This is a genomic window from Virgibacillus sp. JSM 102003 (assembly GCF_041949995.1).
GTDB lineage: Bacteria > Bacillota > Bacilli > Bacillales > Amphibacillaceae > Lentibacillus.
This window is the reverse complement of sequence record NZ_JBHFQH010000013.1, coordinates 86,188-105,550: the sequence shown is the minus strand read 5'-3', so window position 1 is coordinate 105,550 and position 19,363 is coordinate 86,188. Positions and strand designations below refer to the sequence as shown.

The 19,363-nt window shown below is 36.4% G+C and carries 20 protein-coding genes and 1 pseudogene; 20 read left to right on the top strand and 1 reads right to left on the bottom strand.

The features are described 5' to 3' along the window. The first annotated feature begins 10 nt into the window (after window positions 1-10). The 4 genes and pseudogenes from ACE1TG_RS14680 to ACE1TG_RS14665 all read left to right on the top strand — a co-directional run bounded on the left by ACE1TG_RS14680 (window position 11) and on the right by ACE1TG_RS14665 (window position 2,540). Window positions 11-787, top strand: coding sequence for a menaquinol-cytochrome c reductase cytochrome b/c subunit (locus ACE1TG_RS14680; protein ID WP_375053155.1), 777 nt, complete (start codon window positions 11-13; stop codon window positions 785-787). An 82-nt stretch (window positions 788-869) separates the two neighbouring features. After that, window positions 870-1,448: a lipoprotein heptaprenylglyceryl N-acetyltransferase LhaT gene (lhaT, locus tag ACE1TG_RS14675; protein WP_375053154.1), complete on the top strand. Its 579-nt coding sequence runs from the start codon at window positions 870-872 to the stop codon at window positions 1,446-1,448. A gap of 227 nt (window positions 1,449-1,675) precedes the next feature. Next, window positions 1,676-1,786: pseudogene (locus tag ACE1TG_RS14670) on the top strand (sporulation protein YpjB); the annotation flags it as partial. A 67-nt stretch (window positions 1,787-1,853) separates the two neighbouring features. Then, complete coding sequence (locus ACE1TG_RS14665; protein ID WP_375053153.1) at window positions 1,854-2,540, top strand: zinc metallopeptidase; 687 nt, start codon at window positions 1,854-1,856, stop codon at window positions 2,538-2,540. Between the two features lie 852 nt (window positions 2,541-3,392). Here ACE1TG_RS14665 and ACE1TG_RS14660 read toward each other — a convergent pair. Next, a complete protein-coding gene (locus ACE1TG_RS14660) occupies window positions 3,393-4,265 on the bottom strand; it encodes a YitT family protein (RefSeq protein ID WP_375053152.1) in 873 nt (290 codons plus the stop codon). A gap of 179 nt (window positions 4,266-4,444) precedes the next feature. Here ACE1TG_RS14660 and ACE1TG_RS14655 point away from each other — a divergent pair, with 179 nt between their 5' ends. The 16 genes from ACE1TG_RS14655 (at window position 4,445) to nth (ending at window position 19,322) form a co-directional block, all read left to right on the top strand. Continuing rightward, complete coding sequence (locus ACE1TG_RS14655) at window positions 4,445-4,783, top strand: nucleotide pyrophosphohydrolase (RefSeq protein ID WP_375053150.1); 339 nt, start codon at window positions 4,445-4,447, stop codon at window positions 4,781-4,783. A 37-nt stretch (window positions 4,784-4,820) separates the two neighbouring features. Beyond that, window positions 4,821-5,618 (top strand): 4-hydroxy-tetrahydrodipicolinate reductase, encoded by a 798-nt coding sequence (gene dapB, locus ACE1TG_RS14650; protein ID WP_375053149.1) that lies wholly within the window; start codon window positions 4,821-4,823, stop codon window positions 5,616-5,618. A 15-nt stretch (window positions 5,619-5,633) separates the two neighbouring features. Further along, entirely contained in the window at window positions 5,634-6,056 is a 423-nt protein-coding gene (gene mgsA, locus ACE1TG_RS14645; protein WP_375053148.1) for a methylglyoxal synthase, read from the top strand. Further along, complete coding sequence (bshA, locus tag ACE1TG_RS14640) at window positions 6,053-7,180, top strand: N-acetyl-alpha-D-glucosaminyl L-malate synthase BshA (RefSeq protein ID WP_375053147.1); 1,128 nt, start codon at window positions 6,053-6,055, stop codon at window positions 7,178-7,180. Before mgsA ends, bshA begins: the two co-directional genes overlap by 4 nt. Window positions 7,181-7,189: 9 nt before the next feature. Further along, on the top strand, window positions 7,190-8,404 hold the full coding sequence (locus ACE1TG_RS14635) for a CCA tRNA nucleotidyltransferase (protein WP_375053146.1): 1,215 nt from the start codon (window positions 7,190-7,192) through the stop codon (window positions 8,402-8,404). After that, complete coding sequence (locus tag ACE1TG_RS14630; RefSeq protein WP_375053145.1) at window positions 8,380-9,384, top strand: biotin--[acetyl-CoA-carboxylase] ligase; 1,005 nt, start codon at window positions 8,380-8,382, stop codon at window positions 9,382-9,384. The genes ACE1TG_RS14635 and ACE1TG_RS14630 overlap by 25 nt, the downstream gene beginning before the upstream one ends. Beyond that, window positions 9,374-10,213: a 3-methyl-2-oxobutanoate hydroxymethyltransferase gene (gene panB, locus ACE1TG_RS14625; protein WP_375053144.1), complete on the top strand. Its 840-nt coding sequence runs from the start codon at window positions 9,374-9,376 to the stop codon at window positions 10,211-10,213. The genes ACE1TG_RS14630 and panB overlap by 11 nt, the downstream gene beginning before the upstream one ends. Before the next feature lies 1 nt (window position 10,214). Further along, window positions 10,215-11,084, top strand: coding sequence for a pantoate--beta-alanine ligase (gene panC / locus ACE1TG_RS14620; RefSeq protein ID WP_375053143.1), 870 nt, complete (start codon window positions 10,215-10,217; stop codon window positions 11,082-11,084). 11 nt (window positions 11,085-11,095) lie between these two features. After that, window positions 11,096-11,479, top strand: coding sequence for an aspartate 1-decarboxylase (panD, locus tag ACE1TG_RS14615; protein ID WP_375053142.1), 384 nt, complete (start codon window positions 11,096-11,098; stop codon window positions 11,477-11,479). 130 nt (window positions 11,480-11,609) lie between these two features. After that, complete coding sequence (dinG, locus tag ACE1TG_RS14610) at window positions 11,610-14,414, top strand: ATP-dependent DNA helicase DinG (RefSeq protein ID WP_375053141.1); 2,805 nt, start codon at window positions 11,610-11,612, stop codon at window positions 14,412-14,414. Window positions 14,415-14,664: 250 nt separating this feature from the next. Continuing rightward, on the top strand, window positions 14,665-14,802 hold the full coding sequence (locus ACE1TG_RS14605) for a hypothetical protein (RefSeq protein ID WP_375053140.1): 138 nt from the start codon (window positions 14,665-14,667) through the stop codon (window positions 14,800-14,802). Then, on the top strand, window positions 14,792-15,325 hold the full coding sequence (locus ACE1TG_RS14600; protein ID WP_375053139.1) for a cell wall elongation regulator TseB-like domain-containing protein: 534 nt from the start codon (window positions 14,792-14,794) through the stop codon (window positions 15,323-15,325). The genes ACE1TG_RS14605 and ACE1TG_RS14600 overlap by 11 nt, the downstream gene beginning before the upstream one ends. Before the next feature lie 12 nt (window positions 15,326-15,337). Continuing rightward, on the top strand, window positions 15,338-16,525 hold the full coding sequence (locus ACE1TG_RS14595) for a pyridoxal phosphate-dependent aminotransferase (RefSeq protein WP_375053138.1): 1,188 nt from the start codon (window positions 15,338-15,340) through the stop codon (window positions 16,523-16,525). Window positions 16,526-16,539: 14 nt separating this feature from the next. After that, window positions 16,540-17,832 carry an asparagine--tRNA ligase gene (gene asnS / locus ACE1TG_RS14590; protein ID WP_375053137.1) on the top strand — a complete coding sequence of 431 codons (1,293 nt, stop codon included), beginning with the start codon at window positions 16,540-16,542 and terminating at the stop codon, window positions 17,830-17,832. A gap of 137 nt (window positions 17,833-17,969) precedes the next feature. Continuing rightward, on the top strand, window positions 17,970-18,662 hold the full coding sequence (locus ACE1TG_RS14585) for a DnaD domain-containing protein (RefSeq protein ID WP_375053135.1): 693 nt from the start codon (window positions 17,970-17,972) through the stop codon (window positions 18,660-18,662). Next, entirely contained in the window at window positions 18,663-19,322 is a 660-nt protein-coding gene (gene nth, locus ACE1TG_RS14580; RefSeq protein ID WP_375053134.1) for an endonuclease III, read from the top strand. Window positions 19,323-19,363: the final 41 nt, after the last annotated feature.

Genomic DNA, 19,363 nt, shown 5'->3' with positions numbered 1-19,363 from the left:
AGGTAAAGCTGTGCATAAGGGTAAAGGAATGAAATTCGTCGGTGATTCACGGATTTCAGCCGAGCGCAAACCAAACATACCAAAAGATTATTCTGAATATCCCGGAAGAACTGAAGCATTTTGGCCCAACTTCTTATTAAAAGAGTGGTTGGCAGGTTCTGTATTTTTAGTTGGCTTTATGTGCTTAACACTTGCGCATCCATCTCCGCTTGAAGGAATGGCTGATCCAACAAATGCAGGTTATATACCTCTGCCAGACTGGTACTTTCTATTCTTATATGAACTTTTAAAATATGAATTTGCTAGTGGACCATTTATTTTGCTGGGTATTTTGGTAATTCCCGGACTAGCATTTGGTGGACTGTTATTGGCACCATTTTTGGATAAAGGGCCAGGCAGACGACCGCACCAACGTCCAATTGCTGTTGGAATGATGTTATTGGGATTAGCTTCTGTTATTTGGCTAACATATGAGTCAGCCTCACATGTTGATTGGGCACAGCGAGCTGAAGCAAATAAACCAATACCACCATCTGAAGTCGAAATTGATAAGCAAGACCCCGGCTATGCAATTTATGAAAAAAATTGTATGACCTGTCATGGCGGGGATTTATCTGGTGGAGCAGCAGCACCACCTTTAATAGGTATTGATCGTTCCGCTGAAGAAATAGCAAAAATTGCTCGTGAAGGTATAGGTTCAATGCCAGCAGATCAATTTACAGGCTCGGATAAAGAATTGAAGAAATTAACTGACTTTATAGTTTCTGTAAATAAACAAGCCAAATAATTTAAGGACACCTTTGCCAAACAGCTGGTGAAGGTGTTTTTTTACTGTAAGGATCGGATCATGTAAAGAAGGGATTCAATATATGTTAAAATATATACTTTTGGATAAGCGTTTTTTGTTAGGTTTATTCATTGTAAACCTACTAGGTACTATTTATGGCTATTATTGGTATCGTTCTCAGCTTTCCATAACACCCGATATTTTTTTAGTGTTTGTTCCGGACAGCCCGACTGCAAGTTTATTCTTTACTGTTTTTTTACTATTTTTTTTATTCAATAGAAATACGCCTTACATAGAAGCTCTGGCAATTATCACGCTTTTTAAGTACGGTATTTGGGCAGTTGCAATGAACCTATTCACGCTTTACGTTGACGGCTCGTTAAGCTGGCAAGGATACATGTTGATGGCCTCACATGGAGGTATGGCAATCCAGGGTTTATTATATGCACCGTTTTACGCCATAAAAGTACGCCATATCATGTTTGCTGCCTTATGGACATTACATAATGATGTGATTGACTATGTGTTTGACATGATGCCGATGTATTCCTCCATTTCAATGTATATGAAAGAAATAGGGTACTTTACTTTTTGGTTAAGCATTTTGTCGATTCTCATAGCGTATAAGTTAACGATAAAACCCGAAAATTCGTTATCATAACCTGTTATATTAAACTATAGCCGCACATACATTAGTGGGAGAAGATGTTATGTGAGGTGAACTCTATGAAGCATAGTCCTTTAGATAAATTTATAATTTCAACGGTCATAGGGGTTTACATTTACTTACAACTAACCAAAACAATAAGTTATGCAAAGCAATTAATTCCAGTTAATAATCAATATATTATGTCAGCTAATAATAATGCAGAAATGATTCCGTTCTACTGGATGGTGACAATTGTTGGTGGGTGTATAGCTATTACATTAACTTATGTAAGTTGGAGAAAATATAAAGGTGAGAAACAGAAACAAAACAAAAGAGATTCAAACAGTTGACTATGTACCCCTTTTTGACTAAAATTGACCATAAGGTATTATATACTTTAATGATGGAGGAATGAACATGCTAGGTGGCCTTGGTGGATATATAATATATATAGCACTGTTAATGATTATCCCAATTTGGGCTCAATCAAAGGTTAAAAAAACGTACAAAAAATATTCAAAAAAAGGGACTTCATCACAAATGACTGGTGCCGAAGTTGCACGTAAAATTTTAAATGATAATGGAATATTTGATGTGAATATAGAGGTAACAAAAGGTGTTTTATCCGATCATTACGATCCTCGTAAAAAAGTGTTAAGACTTTCAAAGGATATATATTATGGTCAGTCGATGGCTTCATCCGCAATTGCAGCTCACGAAGTAGGTCATGCAATACAGGATGCGCAGGATTATGCATTCTTGCGGTTCAGACATGCATTGGTTCCTGCAGCAAGCTTTGGTTCTAAGATGTCGTTTTTCCTAATATTTGCCGGTATTATTTTTACAATGCCTAATATGCTTCTATTCGGAATCATTTTCATGTCTGCTGCGGTGTTATTCCAATTAGTAACACTGCCAGTCGAATTTGATGCATCGAATAGAGCAATGGGGCAATTGGTTTCAACCGGTGTTATTAGAAATAATGAAGAACGTGAAACGAAAAAAGTGTTAAATGCAGCAGCGTTAACATATGTAGCAGCTGCAATGGTAGCTCTTGCTGAACTTATCAGGTTTGTTCTGATTTATACTGCAAGCAGTGAATAACATTGAATTAAATAGTGTAAATATTGAGCATTGGATTGCACAGCAATTCGGTGCTCTTTTTAGTTGCAACGCCTTGCATGGTTTTCAATTTGGTATATAAACTATAAAAACTGAATAAATACTGTTGAATACTGAATAAACATGAATGAAAACTGGATAAACCTGAATGGAAACTGAGTAAACGTTTAATTGGCTATCCAAGGACTGAATAATTGGCAGGAATACTGAATAAAACCTTTCATTGATTTATGGATAGAACTTAAACACTAACCGGCACCTCTCTCCACAACAACAATCGTTTCTCGGCATAAAAAAGTGGCCCCAAAAATCGCTGTTTTGTAAATTTCGTTGCTCTTTACGCATCACAGTTGATATAAAATGCGAACTAACTATGGAGTCGTATTGGAAGCATTTAGTGAGGCTTCCTAACGAACGCAGTTGGAATATACTCGCTTTCCGTGGGCTCACCACGAGCCTCCTCGCTCGCAAAGAACGCTCCCTGTGGGGTCTCTTTGGATCGCTGTCCCACAGGAGTCTCGCATATTCCAACTGCTAGTTTAGTGGTATAAAATCTTTTTTTAAAGTTCTTGTGAGCAAAACCAAGCGTAGGAAATACACGGAGACTCCTGTGGGAGCTTGCGCCTAGATGAGACTACGCAGCGACGTAGGAGCAAGGAGGCTCATCAGCCGCCCACGGAAAGCGTAGTGTATTTCCGAAGCGGTGTCATAGCAGGCAGCAGTTAGTTCGCAGTTTATAGGTTTTGTGTCACAACAATAAACTTTTAGAAAACAGCCTAATAAATTAATTATGCCACTTTTTTGCTTTAGCGTTCGATAATAATAATAGAAGAATTAGTCTTCAATTGGATTTTTATTCTCATCCAATGTAAATCCTTCACCAACTACATCATGAACAGAGCTTACTGCTACAAAGGCGTGGGGGTCTATTGCATTTATAATATTCTTAAGCCGAACAATTTCATTCCTTCCGACTATGCAATATAGAACATCACGATTTTCACCTGTAAAGCTTCCTTTTCCAGATAATACCGTTACTCCACGATCCATTTCTTTATTAATCTTTGTCGCAATAGCCTTACTGTGACTGGAAATTATTGTTGCACCACGAGCTGAGTACGCGCCTTCCTGGATAAAATCAATTACTCGAGCAGCAATATATACAGCTACCAATGTGTACATGCCCTCAACCAATTCAAGAATGGTGAAGACGGAAGTTGTAATAACAACAAAGTCGAAAAGAAACATAGTTTTCCCCATACTCCAGCCTGCATATTTATGGACTAGTCTTGCGATGATATCTACACCGCCCGTTGTACCTCCATAACGAAAGATAATACCTAATCCAACACCGATGAAGACACCGGCAAAGAGTGCCGCAAGTGTCATATCTGATTGCAGATATGTTGGATATGGATTAATTTGAAAAACATACAAAAATACAGATACAGCAAATGTACCAATTATCGTATACAAAAATGTGTTACGTCCAAGAAATTTCCACCCTATGAAAAAGACAGGAATGTTAAGAACAATATTTGTAATAGCCGGATCCCATTCCCATAAAAAATAAAGGAGTAATGTAATACCAGTAAATCCACCTTCTCCTAAGTTATTTTGCATGTTAAAGTGAACAATCCCAAATGAGAAAATCGCTGATCCCAGCAGGATAAATATAATATTTTTTATTTTTAAACCGAAAACCATCTATATAACCTCCAATCCCTTTTATACGTAACATTCTCTTAATACACTTTTACTATTATAGACAATATAGCAGTTAAGAACAATCAAATCAGAAATGCTAATCAGATTAATAATTTGTCAAATGAAGGCCTTTTAGCTAACATGAAAGAAGATTAAACTAATTAGAGGAGTAATTTAATATGACAGCAAAAAGTAAAACATATAGTACAGATGAAATTCAAGCAAGAGTGGATTCATACATTTCTCAATTCAAGGAAGGCTATTTTTCTCCGTTAAGTCTTATGGCAAGATTAACTGAAGAATTAGGAGAAATGGCACGAGAGGTAAACCATTACTATGGTGAAAAGCCTAAAAAGTCATCTGAGACACAGAAGACGATTGAAGATGAACTTGGTGATATCCTATTCGTTCTTACATGTTTTGCAAATTCGCTTGATATAAATATGTCAGAAGCCTTTGACTCATCTATAAGCAAGATAGAATCAAGGGATAAAGATCGCTGGACACACAAAGATTAATTAAACATACAAGTAAACATAACAGGAGGATCCAAGCATGAGTATAAGAGTAATTATTGCCGGCCCTAGAGGGAAAATGGGATCTGAGGCAGTTCATATGGTAAACAATGAGGAATCATTTGAATTGGTTGGATGTCTTGACCGAAAAAATCATGGCAAAAAAGTAAAAGATATTGATAAACTTCCAGATCTGTACGTACCAATCTTTGAAGATCCTGAAGTATGTTTTCAGGAAGTGACTGCAGACGTTTTAATTGATTTAACTGCACCAGATGCAGGGTTTTTACATACAAAACTAGCCTTGCAATACAATATTCGACCAGTAGTCGGTACATCAGGGTTTTCAGCTGAACAAATAAATACCTTGTCTGACTTATCAAGCACGAATAATATTGGTTGTATTATTGCACCTAACTTTGCTGTAGGTGCTGTTCTGATGATGCAATTTGCTAAGACAGCCGCAAAATATTTACCAGATGTAGAGATAATTGAGAAGCATCATGATCAGAAACTAGATGCACCATCTGGTTCGGCCGTTAAAACTGCAGAAATGATTAAGGAGAGCAGGATGAGTAAGCATCAAGGACACCCCGACGAGCGTGAAGTAATGAAAGGTGCTAGAGGAGCAGAAACAGATGGGATTAGAATTCATAGTGTACGTCTGCCAGGGCTTGTTGCCCATCAGGAAGTCGTCTACGGTGGTCCTGGGCAAACGTTAACAATCAAACATGATTCCTATAACCGGCAATCATTTATGGATGGTGTAAAACTATCTGTTAATGAAGTTATGAAGTTAAATAAACTGGTCTATGGATTAGAAAATATACTGGAGTAGTTAAGGGGGATATCAATGAATATCGCATTAATTGCACACGATAAAAAAAAGCAAGACATTATCAACTTTAGTGTTGCATATAAGCATGTTTTACAGGATCATCACTTATATGCAACCGGAACTACCGGAACAAGAATAACCGAAGAGACTGGACTCGATATTCACCGGTTCCAGTCGGGGCCGATTGGAGGGGATCAGCAGATAGGAGCAAAGATAGCAAACAACGAAATGGATGTTGTCATTTTTTTCAGAGATCCTTTAACAGCCCAGCCACACGAGCCAGATGTCAGCGCACTTATGCGTCTTTGTGATGTTCACTTAATTCCCCTTGCAACTAATCTTGCTGCGGCCGAGATTGTTATTCGCGCGTTAGCAAGAGGTGACTTTGAATGGCGTGAAGTTATCAAACAAAATAGACGTGAGGATATGGACAAATGAAAAGGATTGGTATAACATGCTATCCGACTGTAGGTGGTTCAGGGATTATTGCTACCGAACTCGGGATGTTAATGGCAAAACAGGGAAATCAAATTCATTTTATAACGTCCAGTCTGCCGTTCCGGTTAAATAGGGTACATCCTAATATTTATTACCATGAGGTTGAACTAAATCACTATCCAGTTTTTCAATATCCTCCATTTGATCTTGCTTTAGCAAATAAGATGGCTGAAGTGATTGATCAGGAGAAGTTAGACATTCTTCACGTGCACTATGCAATGCCCCATGCCATATGTGCAATTCTCGCAAAAGATATTGCAAAACATGATGTGAAAATTGTAACTACACTGCATGGTACGGATATAACTGTTTTAGGGATTGATCATTCCCTTAAAAAAATGATCAGACATGGCATTGAAAATTCTGATGCTGTTACAGCCGTATCAAATAGTTTAGTGAATCAAACGAAAGAAATGCTTGGTGTGGATAAGAATATCAATGTTATATATAATTTTGTTAACGAAGAAGAATATTATAAAAACGAACTTCCTGGAATTAAGCAGCAATATGGAATCAAACCCGATGAAAAAGTAATCATTCATATCTCGAATTTCCGTAAAGTTAAAAGGGTAGAAGATGTAATTCATACATTCTATAAAGTTCAAGAGTCTATTAAAGCTAAGTTATTACTTGTCGGAGATGGTCCTGAATATTCTGAGGCATATCATCTGGTTGAGGAACTGGGAATAACTGAGCAAGTTCTTTTTCTTGGGAAACAAAAAAAAGTTAGTGATTTAATGTCTATTTCTGATTTAAAATTGCTCATGTCGGAAAAAGAAAGCTTCGGTCTTGTATTATTAGAGGCGATGTCCTGCGAGGTACCGTGTATTGGAACAAATGTAGGGGGAGTACCTGAGGTGATAGAACATAACAATACTGGCTACATTATTGAGTTAGGTGATATTGATAAAGCTGCAGAATATGCAGTTCATCTACTTAAAAATGATCAGCTTTTGGACCGGTTCTCAAAAAATGCATTAGCACATGTCAGAAAAGATTTTTATTCCTATGATATTGTTCAGCAGTATACAGCGTTATATGATGATATAATGAATTTACATTAAATAGAAATAATGGTGATTACAGTGTTACTTACCAAACCCTTTATTGAAGCAAAAGAGTTACTAAATCAGATTGAAAGTCATGCTCATGATGCCTATTTTGTTGGTGGGTGTGTAAGGGATCTATTACTCAAACGCGAGATAGGCGACATTGATATAGCAACCTCTGCACCTCCAAGTGTTATCCAGCAGATTTTTGATAAGGTCATTCCAGTCGGATTGGAGCATGGCACAGTAATTGTACGTTATCGTCATCAGTCGTACGAAGTTACAACTTTTCGAGTTGACGGAAGTTATTCGGACCAACGACATCCTGACACGGTTGAATTTATTCAAACGATTGACCAGGATTTAAAACGCCGTGATTTTACAATTAATGCGCTAGCTATGGATAAACAGGGTAACGTTATTGATTTGTTCGATGGGGTAAGCGATATTGAAAATAAAATAATTAAGACGGTTGGTAATGGCTATGATCGATTTAAGGAAGATCCCTTGCGTATTATTCGCGCGCTGCGATTTTCCAGTCAATTGGGTTTTTCCATCAGTCCCAATACTATAAAAGATATGAAGAAAGTTAAAAGTGAAATCGAGAACATTGCAGTAGAGCGAATAAATAATGAAATATCTAAATTATTCGCTGGGGATTATATTGAAATTGGTTTAAAATATCTTACTAATACAAAGGTATATCAACATTTACCAATCATGAACGAATACCCAAATATTATCGGGCTCCTTCCGAAGAACATGCGGGCTGTACAATCATTCGGTGGAGTTATTGCACTCTTTCATTATTTATACCCGACGATAAGTATTAAAGAATGGGCTGATGAATGGAAATGTTCAAATAAGGTGAAAAATGATGCCTTAATTCTGAACGAAGCTTTACTGCACTTTAAAATTAGCGGATTGAATCGTAAGTTAGTATACTTGCTGCCAACCGAATATTATCAGGTTTTTTCAAAACTAGTGAATATCCTCTTCAAACAAATTGTGTCAATAGATGAAATGGAGGATATACACAGCAGTCTACCGATAAAGTCAAAAAAAGACATGGCAATCACCGGTGATGAAGTCCGTGAATTATTCCCTCAATTAAAAAGTGGGCCATGGATTCGAAATACATTAAACGCGGTAGAGCATGAAGTTTTATCAGGTAATTTGAAGAATAACAAAATGGTTTTAAAGGATTGGATAAAATGGAATCCACACGTAACAGATTAATCGAATTATTAGAAACCAGCGACAAACAGTTTGTGTCTGGACAGCTATTATCCGAAAAACTAAAAATATCCCGAAGTGCTATCTGGAAACATATGAAAGAGCTCGAAAAAGACGGGTATCATATAGAAGGCATATCAAGAAAAGGGTATCGAATTGTGAAATTTCCGGATAAAGTAAGCGAAAACACAATTCAGTGGGGCTTAGGAACTAACTGGCTTGGAAAAAATATAATTCACAAGACTACAACAACCACTACCCAGCAACTTGCCCATCAGGCTGCACAGGATAATGCTGAGCATGGCACTATTGTCATAGCAGATGAACAAACGAAGGGTAAAGGAAGAATGAATCGCCAATGGTATTCCACGAAGGGTAAAGGAATCTGGATGAGTATCATTCTTAGACCAAACGTTCTTCCAATAATGGCACCTCAGCTAACCTTATTATCAGCTACTGTACTTGCTGATGCAATTTCCGAACAAACTGCATTAACACCAAAGATTAAATGGCCAAATGATATATTAATCAATGATCAAAAAACTGCAGGTATTTTAACGGAGATGCAGGCGGAACAAGATCAAATCCAATATGTCGTAATCGGGTTAGGAATAAATGTTAACCAAATAACAGAAGATTTCGATAAAGATATACAAGATAAAGCAACTTCTCTTCATATTCAAACCGGACATAAATGGAATATAAAAGATTTTATTCAGCATGTCCTGAAATCATTTGAAGAATCATATGACGCCTTCATGGAGAATGGATTTCCAGAAGTAAAACAAAAGTGGGAAAGCTACGGCTATAGAATTGGTGAACAAATTAAGATAAAGACATTACATAAAGAATGGAAAGCCGAATTTCTAGGAATTGCTGAAGATGGTGCCCTATTAACGAAAACAGATAAAGATGAAATCAAAAAAATATATTCTGGAGAAATCGAATGGTTTATGAAGGGGGAGGACGATAATGCTAAGTAGACTGGATTTGCAAAAAATGAAACAGGAAGACGAACAAATTACGATGATTACTGCGTATGACTACCCTTCTGCAAAACTGGCTGAGGAAGCTGGAATTGACATGATTTTGGTTGGTGATTCGTTAGGAATGGTGATGTTAGGGTACGATTCCACTGTTAAAGTCACAATGAATGATATGATCCATCATGCCAAAGCTGTGAAGCGTGGGGCAGGAAATACGTTTATTGTAGTGGATATGCCTTTTATGTCATATCATGTTTCATTGGAAGCATCTTTAGAAAATGCCAAACAAATCTTTCAGGAAACAGACGCACAGGCTGTCAAAGTAGAAGGAGCAACAGAAGAAATTCTATTACTCGTACAACGTCTAACAGAAGCTGGTATTCCTGTTGTTGCGCATTTAGGACTAACTCCTCAATCCGTGAATGTACTAGGTGGCTATAAAGTGCAAGGAAAGGATAAAGAAGCTGCTGAAAAGCTGCTTCATGATGCCATACAATTAACGAACTATGGAGCTATCGCCTTAGTACTGGAGTGTGTACCCAAAGAACTTGCTGCAATCGTAACAAATAAAGTTACAGTACCAACAATCGGAATCGGTGCTGGTGTGGATTGTAATGGGCAAGTTCTTGTTTATCATGACATTTTAAAATATGGAGTTGACCGTTTACCAAAATTTGTTAAGTCATTTACCGACTTTAATAAAGCTGGTAAACAAGCTATCGAGTCATATATATCAAATGTTAAGGACAAAACGTTTCCATTAGATGAACATTCATTTAAGATTAAAAATAAAGATTTATTACCAAACAATTCAGAAGGTAGATAATATGAAAATAATACGTTCAAAAGCTGAAATGCAAGAAAAGATGATTAAAATGTCCAAATCTGAAAGCATAGGATTTGTTGCAACTATGGGATATTTTCATGAAGGACATATAGCATTAATGAAGCAGGCAGCAGAAGATAATGATGTTGTCGTTACAAGTATTTTTGTGAACCCACTGCAATTTGGGCCAAAAGAAGATTATGAGCAATACCCGCGCGATGAGGAACAAGATATCCGGCTTGCAGAACAAGCGGGAGTGGATATATTATTTGTTCCGAGTGTACAGGATATGTATCCAACAAAGATGAACATAACATTATCAGTTGAAGAGAGAGCGAATGTTCTATGTGGGCGTTCCCGTCCGGGTCATTTTGAAGGTGTCATAACTGTTTTAACCAAATTATTTAATATAATCCGCCCGAATAAAACATATTTTGGTTTGAAGGATGCCCAGCAAGTGGCAGTAGTCGATGCACTTATAAATGATTTGAATTTTCCTATTCAACTAATTGCGTTACCAACTATTCGCGAGCATGATGGATTGGCAAAGAGCAGCAGAAACGTAAACTTAGACAATGACGAAAGGAACCATGCAGTTTGGCTAAAGAAAGCATTAGATTATGGTCGCCAACTAGTGGTTGACGGAGAGAAAAATCCTGCTATTATTGTAAAAGAGGTAATTGATGTGTTAAACAGAGAAACCTCTGGTACTGTCGATTATGTTGAAATTCTAAGATATCCGGAGTTGCAATCAATCTCTACTATTAAAAATAATGTTGTTTTAGCGGTAGCAGTACAGTTTAAACGGGCAAGATTAATTGATAATATTATTTTTAATGAAAACGGGAAGCTGATGAGGCAATTTTACTAGGGGGCAGTTACATGTTTCGTACTATGATGAAAGCAAAAATACATCGCGCGCGCGTAACGGAAGCGAATTTAAATTATGTAGGCAGTATTACAATAGATCAGAATCTATTGGATCAGGTTGATATGCTGCCACATGAAAAAGTTCAAATCGTCAACAACAACAATGGTGCACGGTTTGAAACATATGTGATACCTGGAGAAAGAGGATCGGGCACTATTTGTCTAAATGGTGCTGCGGCACGTCTTGTCCAACCAAATGACATTGTTATAATTGTTTCGTATGCACTTATTTCAAATGAAGAATTAGCATCATATAAACCAAAAGTTGCCATTATGAATAACAGTAACGGGATTGAGCAACTTATTGAGCAAGAACCACCGCTGACCGAGATGTAATATTTTTGGTTATCAGGTAGAACTCTTATCAGTTTATATGATAAGAGTTTTTTTTACTTATACGGAAACGATAATAAGAAATGTGGTTGTACTATTTAAAGCTAAGTATACATGAGGGATAGGTGGAAGTATGGATAAAAAGTATGTTGTGATTGACCTGGAAACAACAGGTCATTCTCCGGCAGAACATGATAAAATTATTGAGGTTGGAATCGTTGTTATTCAAAATAATGAGATTACTGACGAATTTTCCACCTTTTTCAACCCAAATATGCCAATTCCATCTTTTATTACAAATTTAACTGGTATAACTGATTACGATGTGCAAGAGGCTCCAGTATTTAAAGACAAGGCGCAAAAGATAATAAATTTATTCGATAACAGTTACTTAATTGCCCATAATGTCCCATTCGACTTAGGTTTTTTGAATGAGGAGCTTGCATCGAATGGTTTTAAACAACTTAATAACCCTGTTATCGATACGGTGGAGCTTTCCCGAGTGCTTTACCCACAGGCTCCCAGTTATAAATTAGCACAATTGGCAGAGCATCTCAAAATTATGCATGATAACCCACATCGGGCTTTAGCAGATGCATATGTGACAGCGAAACTGTTTTTAAAACTAAAACAGAAAATAAAAACACTACCCTACGAAACAGTAGTCCATTTGTTAAGTCTGGAAAAGTTGTTAAAGTCAGACATATATTCATTGCTTCAAGAACAAGAGCAAGCACTTGCTTTTTCAGTTTATGAAAATGATGATATCGATTCTTACAAAGGTTTAGCGTTTAAGTCAACAAAAGAAACAAAAACAGTTAATAAAGATATCAATACAGCTTTTGGAAATTTTCTTGATGACATTTATGAGTCTGGCGGTACAATGCAACAACAAATGCGTAAATATGAAAAAAGAAATGGGCAACGTGAGATGTCTGAAACTGTCTACGATGCTTTTCGGATGAAAAAGCACGCATTGATTGAAGCAGAAACCGGAACTGGAAAAACGTTAGCCTACTTAATTCCTGCAATTTATGAGGCGGTGTCGGAGAAAAAGAGAGTCGTTGTCAGTACATATACAACTCAGCTGCAATCTCAGCTGATGGATGAGGAGATTCCTTTAATTCACAATTTGGTTTCCATCCCATTTAAGATAGCACTGCTTAAAGGAAAACAGCATTATATCAGCTTGGAAAAATTTGAACGTGCTTTAGCCTCTGAACAAGCGGATAACTATGATATTACGCTGACTAAGGCAATGATACTTGTTTGGCTGACCGAAACTGTTACAGGAGATATTGATGAGATTCAGTTACCATCAAGCGGTTATTTATTTTACAGAAAAATTTCAACAGATACAGAAGGTTCGATTGATCCGACAAATCCCTGGTTTTCCCGTTCATATTATCAAAAAGCGCGTAAAAGGGCACAGCAGGCAGACATTTTAATTACAAATCATGCATTATTATGTACGGATATGTTTAATGATTACCAATTATTACCTTCCTATGACAAGGCAATTATAGATGAAGCTCATCATTTGGAAGAAACAGCATCAAAACATTACGGCTTAAAGCTTGATTATGTCCACGTGCAATACACACTAACACAAATAGGGGATACAAAAGATGGGAATTGGCTTAGTAAGCTGCTAACAAATGACCCAATTAATCATGAAAGCTTTTTAATGGATGAATGGGATAATATTTATAACAAAGCTAAATATGAAGTTGATGATTTATTTCGCACGTTATTTCAGTATGTTATTGAACAAAAACAAAAGGAAAAGTCATTAAGTGACATCGGCAGAATTCAATATCGCTTTGATGAAGTCAAAGAAAGGTCAGCAGAATGGAAGATTATTCAAGAAATGGCAACCCGATTAACATTCTTTATTAGAGACCTCATTCATTTACTTTCCCAATTAAAACATTCTTTTTTAAAAGTAAAAGATGTTGATAAAAATAATTTGGAAGACCTGACAAGTATTATGGAAGCACTTCAATCAATTATTGATTCACTTGAGCAGTTGTTTCTGATGGATGAGGAGAACAAAAATGTAAAATGGATGGAAATAGAAGCTTATGGGGCAAAAAACGCTGTATATCTATACAGTGAACCAACAGATATGTCCACGTTGCTCTCAAATGATTTCTTCAGTCAAAAAGATAGTATTATACTTACAAGTGCTACACTGACGATGAAAAATTCATTTTCTTTTATTACCAATAGGCTGGGGCTGACGTCTGATCAAACAGAGACAACTAAAATTACTTCTCCATTTTCTTATATGGAACAAGTGCAGTTAATGATCCCGGATGATTTTCCTGATATCAAACATGGTGAGTTGGATGACTTTATTTATTCCACATGTGAGGCTATTTTGTCTTTAGCAGAAATAACAAATGGAAGAATGCTCGTACTGTTTACTTCCTATGATATGCTGAGAAAGTCATACAATTTGTTAAGAGAGACAATTGATATTAATAAATACATGCTGATTGCACAAGGTATTTCAAGCGGAAGCAGATCAAGATTAAAGAAAAATTTTCAAACATTTGATCAGTCCATTTTATTAGGGACCAGTTCCTTCTGGGAAGGTGTTGATATACCTGGTGATGATTTATCATGCCTGATGATTGTACGTCTTCCTTTTCAGCCGCCTAATCATCCAATATATGAGGCGAAAGCGCATCATCTCAAAAAAGAAGGAAGGAATGCGTTTTTTGAATTAGCTTTGCCTAATGCGGTCATTCGTTTCAAACAAGGTTTTGGCAGGTTAATTCGCTCATCAAATGATCGTGGCATTGTATTTGTCTGTGATGCACGTATTATTCAGTCACGCTATGGCAAGTATTTTACAGAGTCAATTCCTTCTGTACCAATCACTTATGAATCCACTCAGACATTAATGGACAAAGCCTGGAAGTGGTTCTAATCAAAAATTCAGACTGCTAAACGCGATATATTCACAAGTAATAGTGATTTCTGTTAAAAAAATATACTGATGCACCGCGAGATACATCAGTATGATATGGTATGATATGGGATAGGAGATTTTGTTGAAATAAATAAAAATAAAACAAATTTACACGGATGCTTGTTATACTATATATTGTCGTTCATCTTATTTATTCAACGTTATTTATAGTGTTCGCAATTAGGAGAAACAGTATGAGTAGTAAAAATTGATAAAACAAGTAGTATTTATTATTGGAGGGAAAATGATGGGTAAATTTGAGCTATCAAATAACGGATATCTATCAGATAAGTTTAAGAAAGTTGAATATATCGTGATACCATCTGATGTGGCCAATGAAGAATAAGCGTATTTCACGACTTAACATACCTGATTGGCTTAAGTGGACTTTTTCTGTACTATTACTCATACTTATTGCTTGTTTTATTTATGGTGTTTACTTATATAATGCTGTACAACAGGATAAAACAGCATCATTTAAAGATATAAAGGATGAAGTAATAGCAGAAACAAAATTACTAACAATTGGTAAAGTAAAACGATTTCATGGTAATAAGGCTTACTATATTGTTTACGGAAAGACGGATAACCATAACCAGAAAATTATTTTTTACCCGTTTAAAAAGAAGAATGCTGAAATAATTAGTGTGAACAAGTCTGAAATAATCTCTGAAGAAACCATTAGGAAAAAGTGGAAAGAATCCTGCAGAAATTGTAATCTTTTTGATATTACTCCAGGATTAGTGGGTGATAAACCTTCATGGGAGATTACGTTTACAGATGATTCAAATCGATACGTTATTGATAATTTATCCATTTATGATGGAACACGTATTGAACAATTTCGTTTTAAACAAATGTTCAAATAGAAAGGTGATTACATGGAATTAGCAAACAGAGTAAAAACATTAACTCCATCATCAACATTGGCTATTACTGCAAAAGCAAAAGAACTAAAAAGTAAGGGTCATGATGTTATTGGCCTTGGAGCAGGAGAACCGGACTTCAATACTCCAGAGTATATAATTAGGGCAGCTGAAAATGCGATGAAAAACGGCTTTACTAAATACACACCATCTGGAGGCATTCTCGACCTTAGAGAGGCGATTGTGAGCAAGTTTAAACTAGATAATGGGTTAGAATACTCAACAGACCAAATAATTGTCACAACCGGTGCAAAACATGCTTTATACACATTATTTCAAGTGTTACTCAATGAAAAAGATGAGGTGGTTGTTCCGGCGCCTTACTGGGTAAGTTATCCAGAACAAATTAAACTGGCCGGCGGGACCCCTGTTGTTGTTAATGCACATGAAAAAAACAATTTCAAACTGACTCCAGAACAATTGGAAGCAGCGATTACACCCAAGACAAAAGCATTTATCTTGAATTCACCAAGTAATCCAACTGGAATGATGTATAATGAAAAAGAATTGCAGGAGTTAGGAGAAGTTTGTTTAAAACACAATATTTTGATTGTTTCAGATGAGATATATGAAAAATTAATCTATACAAGTGATCAACATGTTTCGATTGCTGCTATATCAGATCAGTTAAAACAGCAAACAGTAATTGTAAATGGCGTATCGAAGTCACATGCAATGACAGGTTGGAGAATAGGTTATGCTGCTGGACCAAATGAAATCATTAAGGCAATGACAAATCTTGCATCTCATTCGACTTCAAATCCAACATCAATTGCACAGTATGCAGCGTTAGCAGCGTATGATACAAGAGAAGATCCAAATGCAAGAATGCGTAAACTCTTCAAAGAACGTCTTGAATTATCATTAGAATTATTAAATGATATTCCAGGGATCTCTTGTATTAGACCAAAAGGTGCATTTTATCTGTTCCCAAATGTAATCGAAGCAGTTAAAAGCAATGGATTTGAATCTGTTGATGAATGGGTTACCGCCCTACTTGAAGAGGAAAAAGTTGCTTTGGTACCTGGATCAGGGTTCGGAGCACCAAATAATGTACGTTTATCTTATGCAACATCAATTGATTTATTAGAAGAGGCTACAAAGCGTGTCAAACGTTTTGTGCTGAACCATCAACCAAAGTAATGGAGGTAATTTTCTTGAAGACAACGATTTCGCAAGTACCAAAATATGAAGGACAAGCAGTAACTATTGGAGCATGGCTTTCAAACAAACGATCCAGTGGTAAAATTGCTTTCTTGCAACTTAGAGATGGAACTGGTTTCATGCAAGCCGTAGTTGCAAAAAATGATGTGGCAGAAGAGACATTTCAACTTGCCAAGAACATGACGCAGGAATCTTCTATGTACGTAACAGGGAATATTGTAGAAGATAAAAGATCCCCATTTGGGTATGAGATGCAGGTTAGTGATATCGAATTAATTCAAGAAGCTGTTGATTATCCAATAACTCCAAAAGAACATGGTACAGAATTTTTAATGGATCACCGTCACCTATGGCTGCGTTCAAAGCGCCAACATGCTGTTATGAAAATAAGAAACGAAATTATACGTGCCACATACCAATATTTTAATGAAAATGGTTATGTAAAGGTCGATCCTCCAATTTTAACTGGCGCTTCAGCGGAAGGTACTACAGAGTTGTTCCATACGCAGTATTTTGATGAAGAAGCTTACTTATCACAAAGTGGTCAGTTATATTTGGAAGCAGCAGCAATGGCACTGGGAAAAGTATTCTCATTCGGACCAACATTCCGTGCAGAGAAATCTAAAACCAGAAGACATTTAATTGAATTCTGGATGATTGAACCAGAGATGGCATTTATGGATCATGATGATAGTTTAGAGGTGCAAGAACAGTATGTGAGTTTTGTTGTTCAATCAGTCCTTGCAAATTGTAAACTCGAATTGGATACACTTGAAAGAGATACATCCAAACTTGAAAAAATCAAAGCACCCTTTCCAAGAATCAGTTATGATGATGCTGTAGAAATGTTGAAGGATAAAGGTTTTGATGATGTTGAATGGGGTGTTGATTTTGGTGCCCCGCATGAGACAGCTATTGCTGAAAGTTTCGATAAACCAGTTTTCATTACAAATTATCCAGCTGAAATAAAAGCATTTTATATGAAACCAGATCCAGAAAGATCAGACGTTGTTTTATGTGCAGATCTAATCGCTCCAGAAGGGTATGGGGAAATTATTGGTGGTTCTCAGCGTATTGATGATTTGGAATTGATGAAACAGCGCTATGAAGAACATAATCTATCCGGGCCCGCTTACAAATGGTATTTGGAATTACGTCAATATGGAAGTGTGCCACACTCAGGATTTGGCTTAGGGCTTGAAAGAACAGTTGCATGGCTTTCTGGTGTAGAACATGTGCGAGAGACAATTCCATTCCCTAGATTATTAAACCGGTTGTATCCTTAATTAACGAGTTATAACGCAAGCTATTGATTCAAGACAGTTAATAAATTGTAATATCCCTTGCAGATTGGATGGCAAGGGATTTTATAATCTGGACAAAATAAATCCATGCTATACTGGGAAATGAGGTGTTACACATAATGAAGAAATCCATTTCATTTCAGGATATACTAACAAATCAATTACAAATACCTATAAAATTACTCGACGACTATACATCATTAGGTCTTGATGAAAAAGAAATCATGCTTATTTTACAAATACTTCGTTTCATGCAGGATAATAATGACTTTCCTACCCCTTATGACCTAGCATCACATTTAACTTTTGATGAAAAGGAATGTGCAAATATTTTAAGAAAGCTTATCCAAAAAAACTTTTTGTCAATAGAACAATTGAAAAATGAACAGGACCAATTAAGTGAAGTATACAGCTTAAACCCACTGTGGGAAAAATTATTTACAGAGGAAGAAGAGAAAGTAAGTACACAAGAAGATGGTACTATCTTTATCTTATTTGAACAGGAATTTGGCAGACCATTGTCTCCGTTTGAAATCGAAATGATAAATACCTGGTTGGATGCAGATGAACTTAAACCAGCCTTAATTAAAGCTGCATTGCGAGAGTCTGTACTAATGGCTAAGTTAAATTTTAAATATATCGATCGAATTCTTCGAGACTGGCAAAAGAAAGGAATCCATACTGTAGAACAAGCTCGAAAAGCCAGTAAATCCTTTCATCAAAACCAAGCACAAACACAAAAACAAACGGATACCAATAAGAAACGAGATACATCTTTTTATTATAATTGGCTTGATGGGGAGGACAATTAAATGCTAAATAAAAATCAAGTAAATTACTGTTTAGATGTGATGAAGGAAATGTATCCTCAAGCTGAGTGTGAACTTCGTCACTCCAATCCATTTGAATTGGTGATAGCTGTTTTATTATCTGCACAATGCACTGATGTACTTGTAAACAAAGTAACGGAACCTTTGTTTAGGAAATATAAAACACCAGAAGATTATTTAGCTGTCTCATTGGAAGAATTGCAAAAGGATATAAAATCAATTGGCTTATATCGAAATAAGGCAAAAAATATTCGAAAGCTATGCCAAATGCTGATTGATGATTATGGCGGGGAAGTACCTAAAACAAAAACTGAATTGATGAAGCTTGCAGGAGTAGGAAGAAAAACTGCAAATGTAGTAGCTTCTGTTGCATTTAGAGAACCAGCGATAGCAGTAGATACACATGTAGAGCGTGTTGCCAAAAGACTGGCAATTTGCCGATGGAAAGATTCTGTACTGGAAGTCGAACAGACGCTAATGAAAAAGGTTCCAAAAGATGAATGGGCTGATACACATCACAGAATGATTTTTTTTGGCAGATATCACTGTAAAGCGAGAAATCCACAATGTCCAGAATGTCCGTTACTGGAACTTTGCAGGGAAGGGCAGAAACGGATGAAAAAGGCTGAAATGATTGATTAACAAACATAATAGAACATTAAAAGAGGCAACCTTCATTGATG

Coding starts and splice junctions, on each gene's coding strand:
- lhaT (WP_375053154.1), top strand. CDS start 870: ATGTTAAAATATATACTTTTGGATAAGCGTTTTTTGTTAGGTTTATTC.
- dinG (WP_375053141.1), top strand. CDS start 11,610: ATGGATAAAAAGTATGTTGTGATTGACCTGGAAACAACAGGTCATTCT.
- ACE1TG_RS14635 (WP_375053146.1), top strand. CDS start 7,190: ATGGTGATTACAGTGTTACTTACCAAACCCTTTATTGAAGCAAAAGAG.
- nth (WP_375053134.1), top strand. CDS start 18,663: ATGCTAAATAAAAATCAAGTAAATTACTGTTTAGATGTGATGAAGGAA.
- dapB (WP_375053149.1), top strand. CDS start 4,821: ATGAGTATAAGAGTAATTATTGCCGGCCCTAGAGGGAAAATGGGATCT.
- panD (WP_375053142.1), top strand. CDS start 11,096: ATGTTTCGTACTATGATGAAAGCAAAAATACATCGCGCGCGCGTAACG.
- ACE1TG_RS14595 (WP_375053138.1), top strand. CDS start 15,338: ATGGAATTAGCAAACAGAGTAAAAACATTAACTCCATCATCAACATTG.
- ACE1TG_RS14630 (WP_375053145.1), top strand. CDS start 8,380: ATGGAATCCACACGTAACAGATTAATCGAATTATTAGAAACCAGCGAC.
- ACE1TG_RS14660 (WP_375053152.1), bottom strand. CDS start 4,265: ATGGTTTTCGGTTTAAAAATAAAAAATATTATATTTATCCTGCTGGGA.
- ACE1TG_RS14665 (WP_375053153.1), top strand. CDS start 1,854: ATGCTAGGTGGCCTTGGTGGATATATAATATATATAGCACTGTTAATG.
- ACE1TG_RS14655 (WP_375053150.1), top strand. CDS start 4,445: ATGACAGCAAAAAGTAAAACATATAGTACAGATGAAATTCAAGCAAGA.
- mgsA (WP_375053148.1), top strand. CDS start 5,634: ATGAATATCGCATTAATTGCACACGATAAAAAAAAGCAAGACATTATC.
- ACE1TG_RS14600 (WP_375053139.1), top strand. CDS start 14,792: ATGAAGAATAAGCGTATTTCACGACTTAACATACCTGATTGGCTTAAG.
- bshA (WP_375053147.1), top strand. CDS start 6,053: ATGAAAAGGATTGGTATAACATGCTATCCGACTGTAGGTGGTTCAGGG.
- panC (WP_375053143.1), top strand. CDS start 10,215: ATGAAAATAATACGTTCAAAAGCTGAAATGCAAGAAAAGATGATTAAA.
- ACE1TG_RS14585 (WP_375053135.1), top strand. CDS start 17,970: ATGAAGAAATCCATTTCATTTCAGGATATACTAACAAATCAATTACAA.
- panB (WP_375053144.1), top strand. CDS start 9,374: ATGCTAAGTAGACTGGATTTGCAAAAAATGAAACAGGAAGACGAACAA.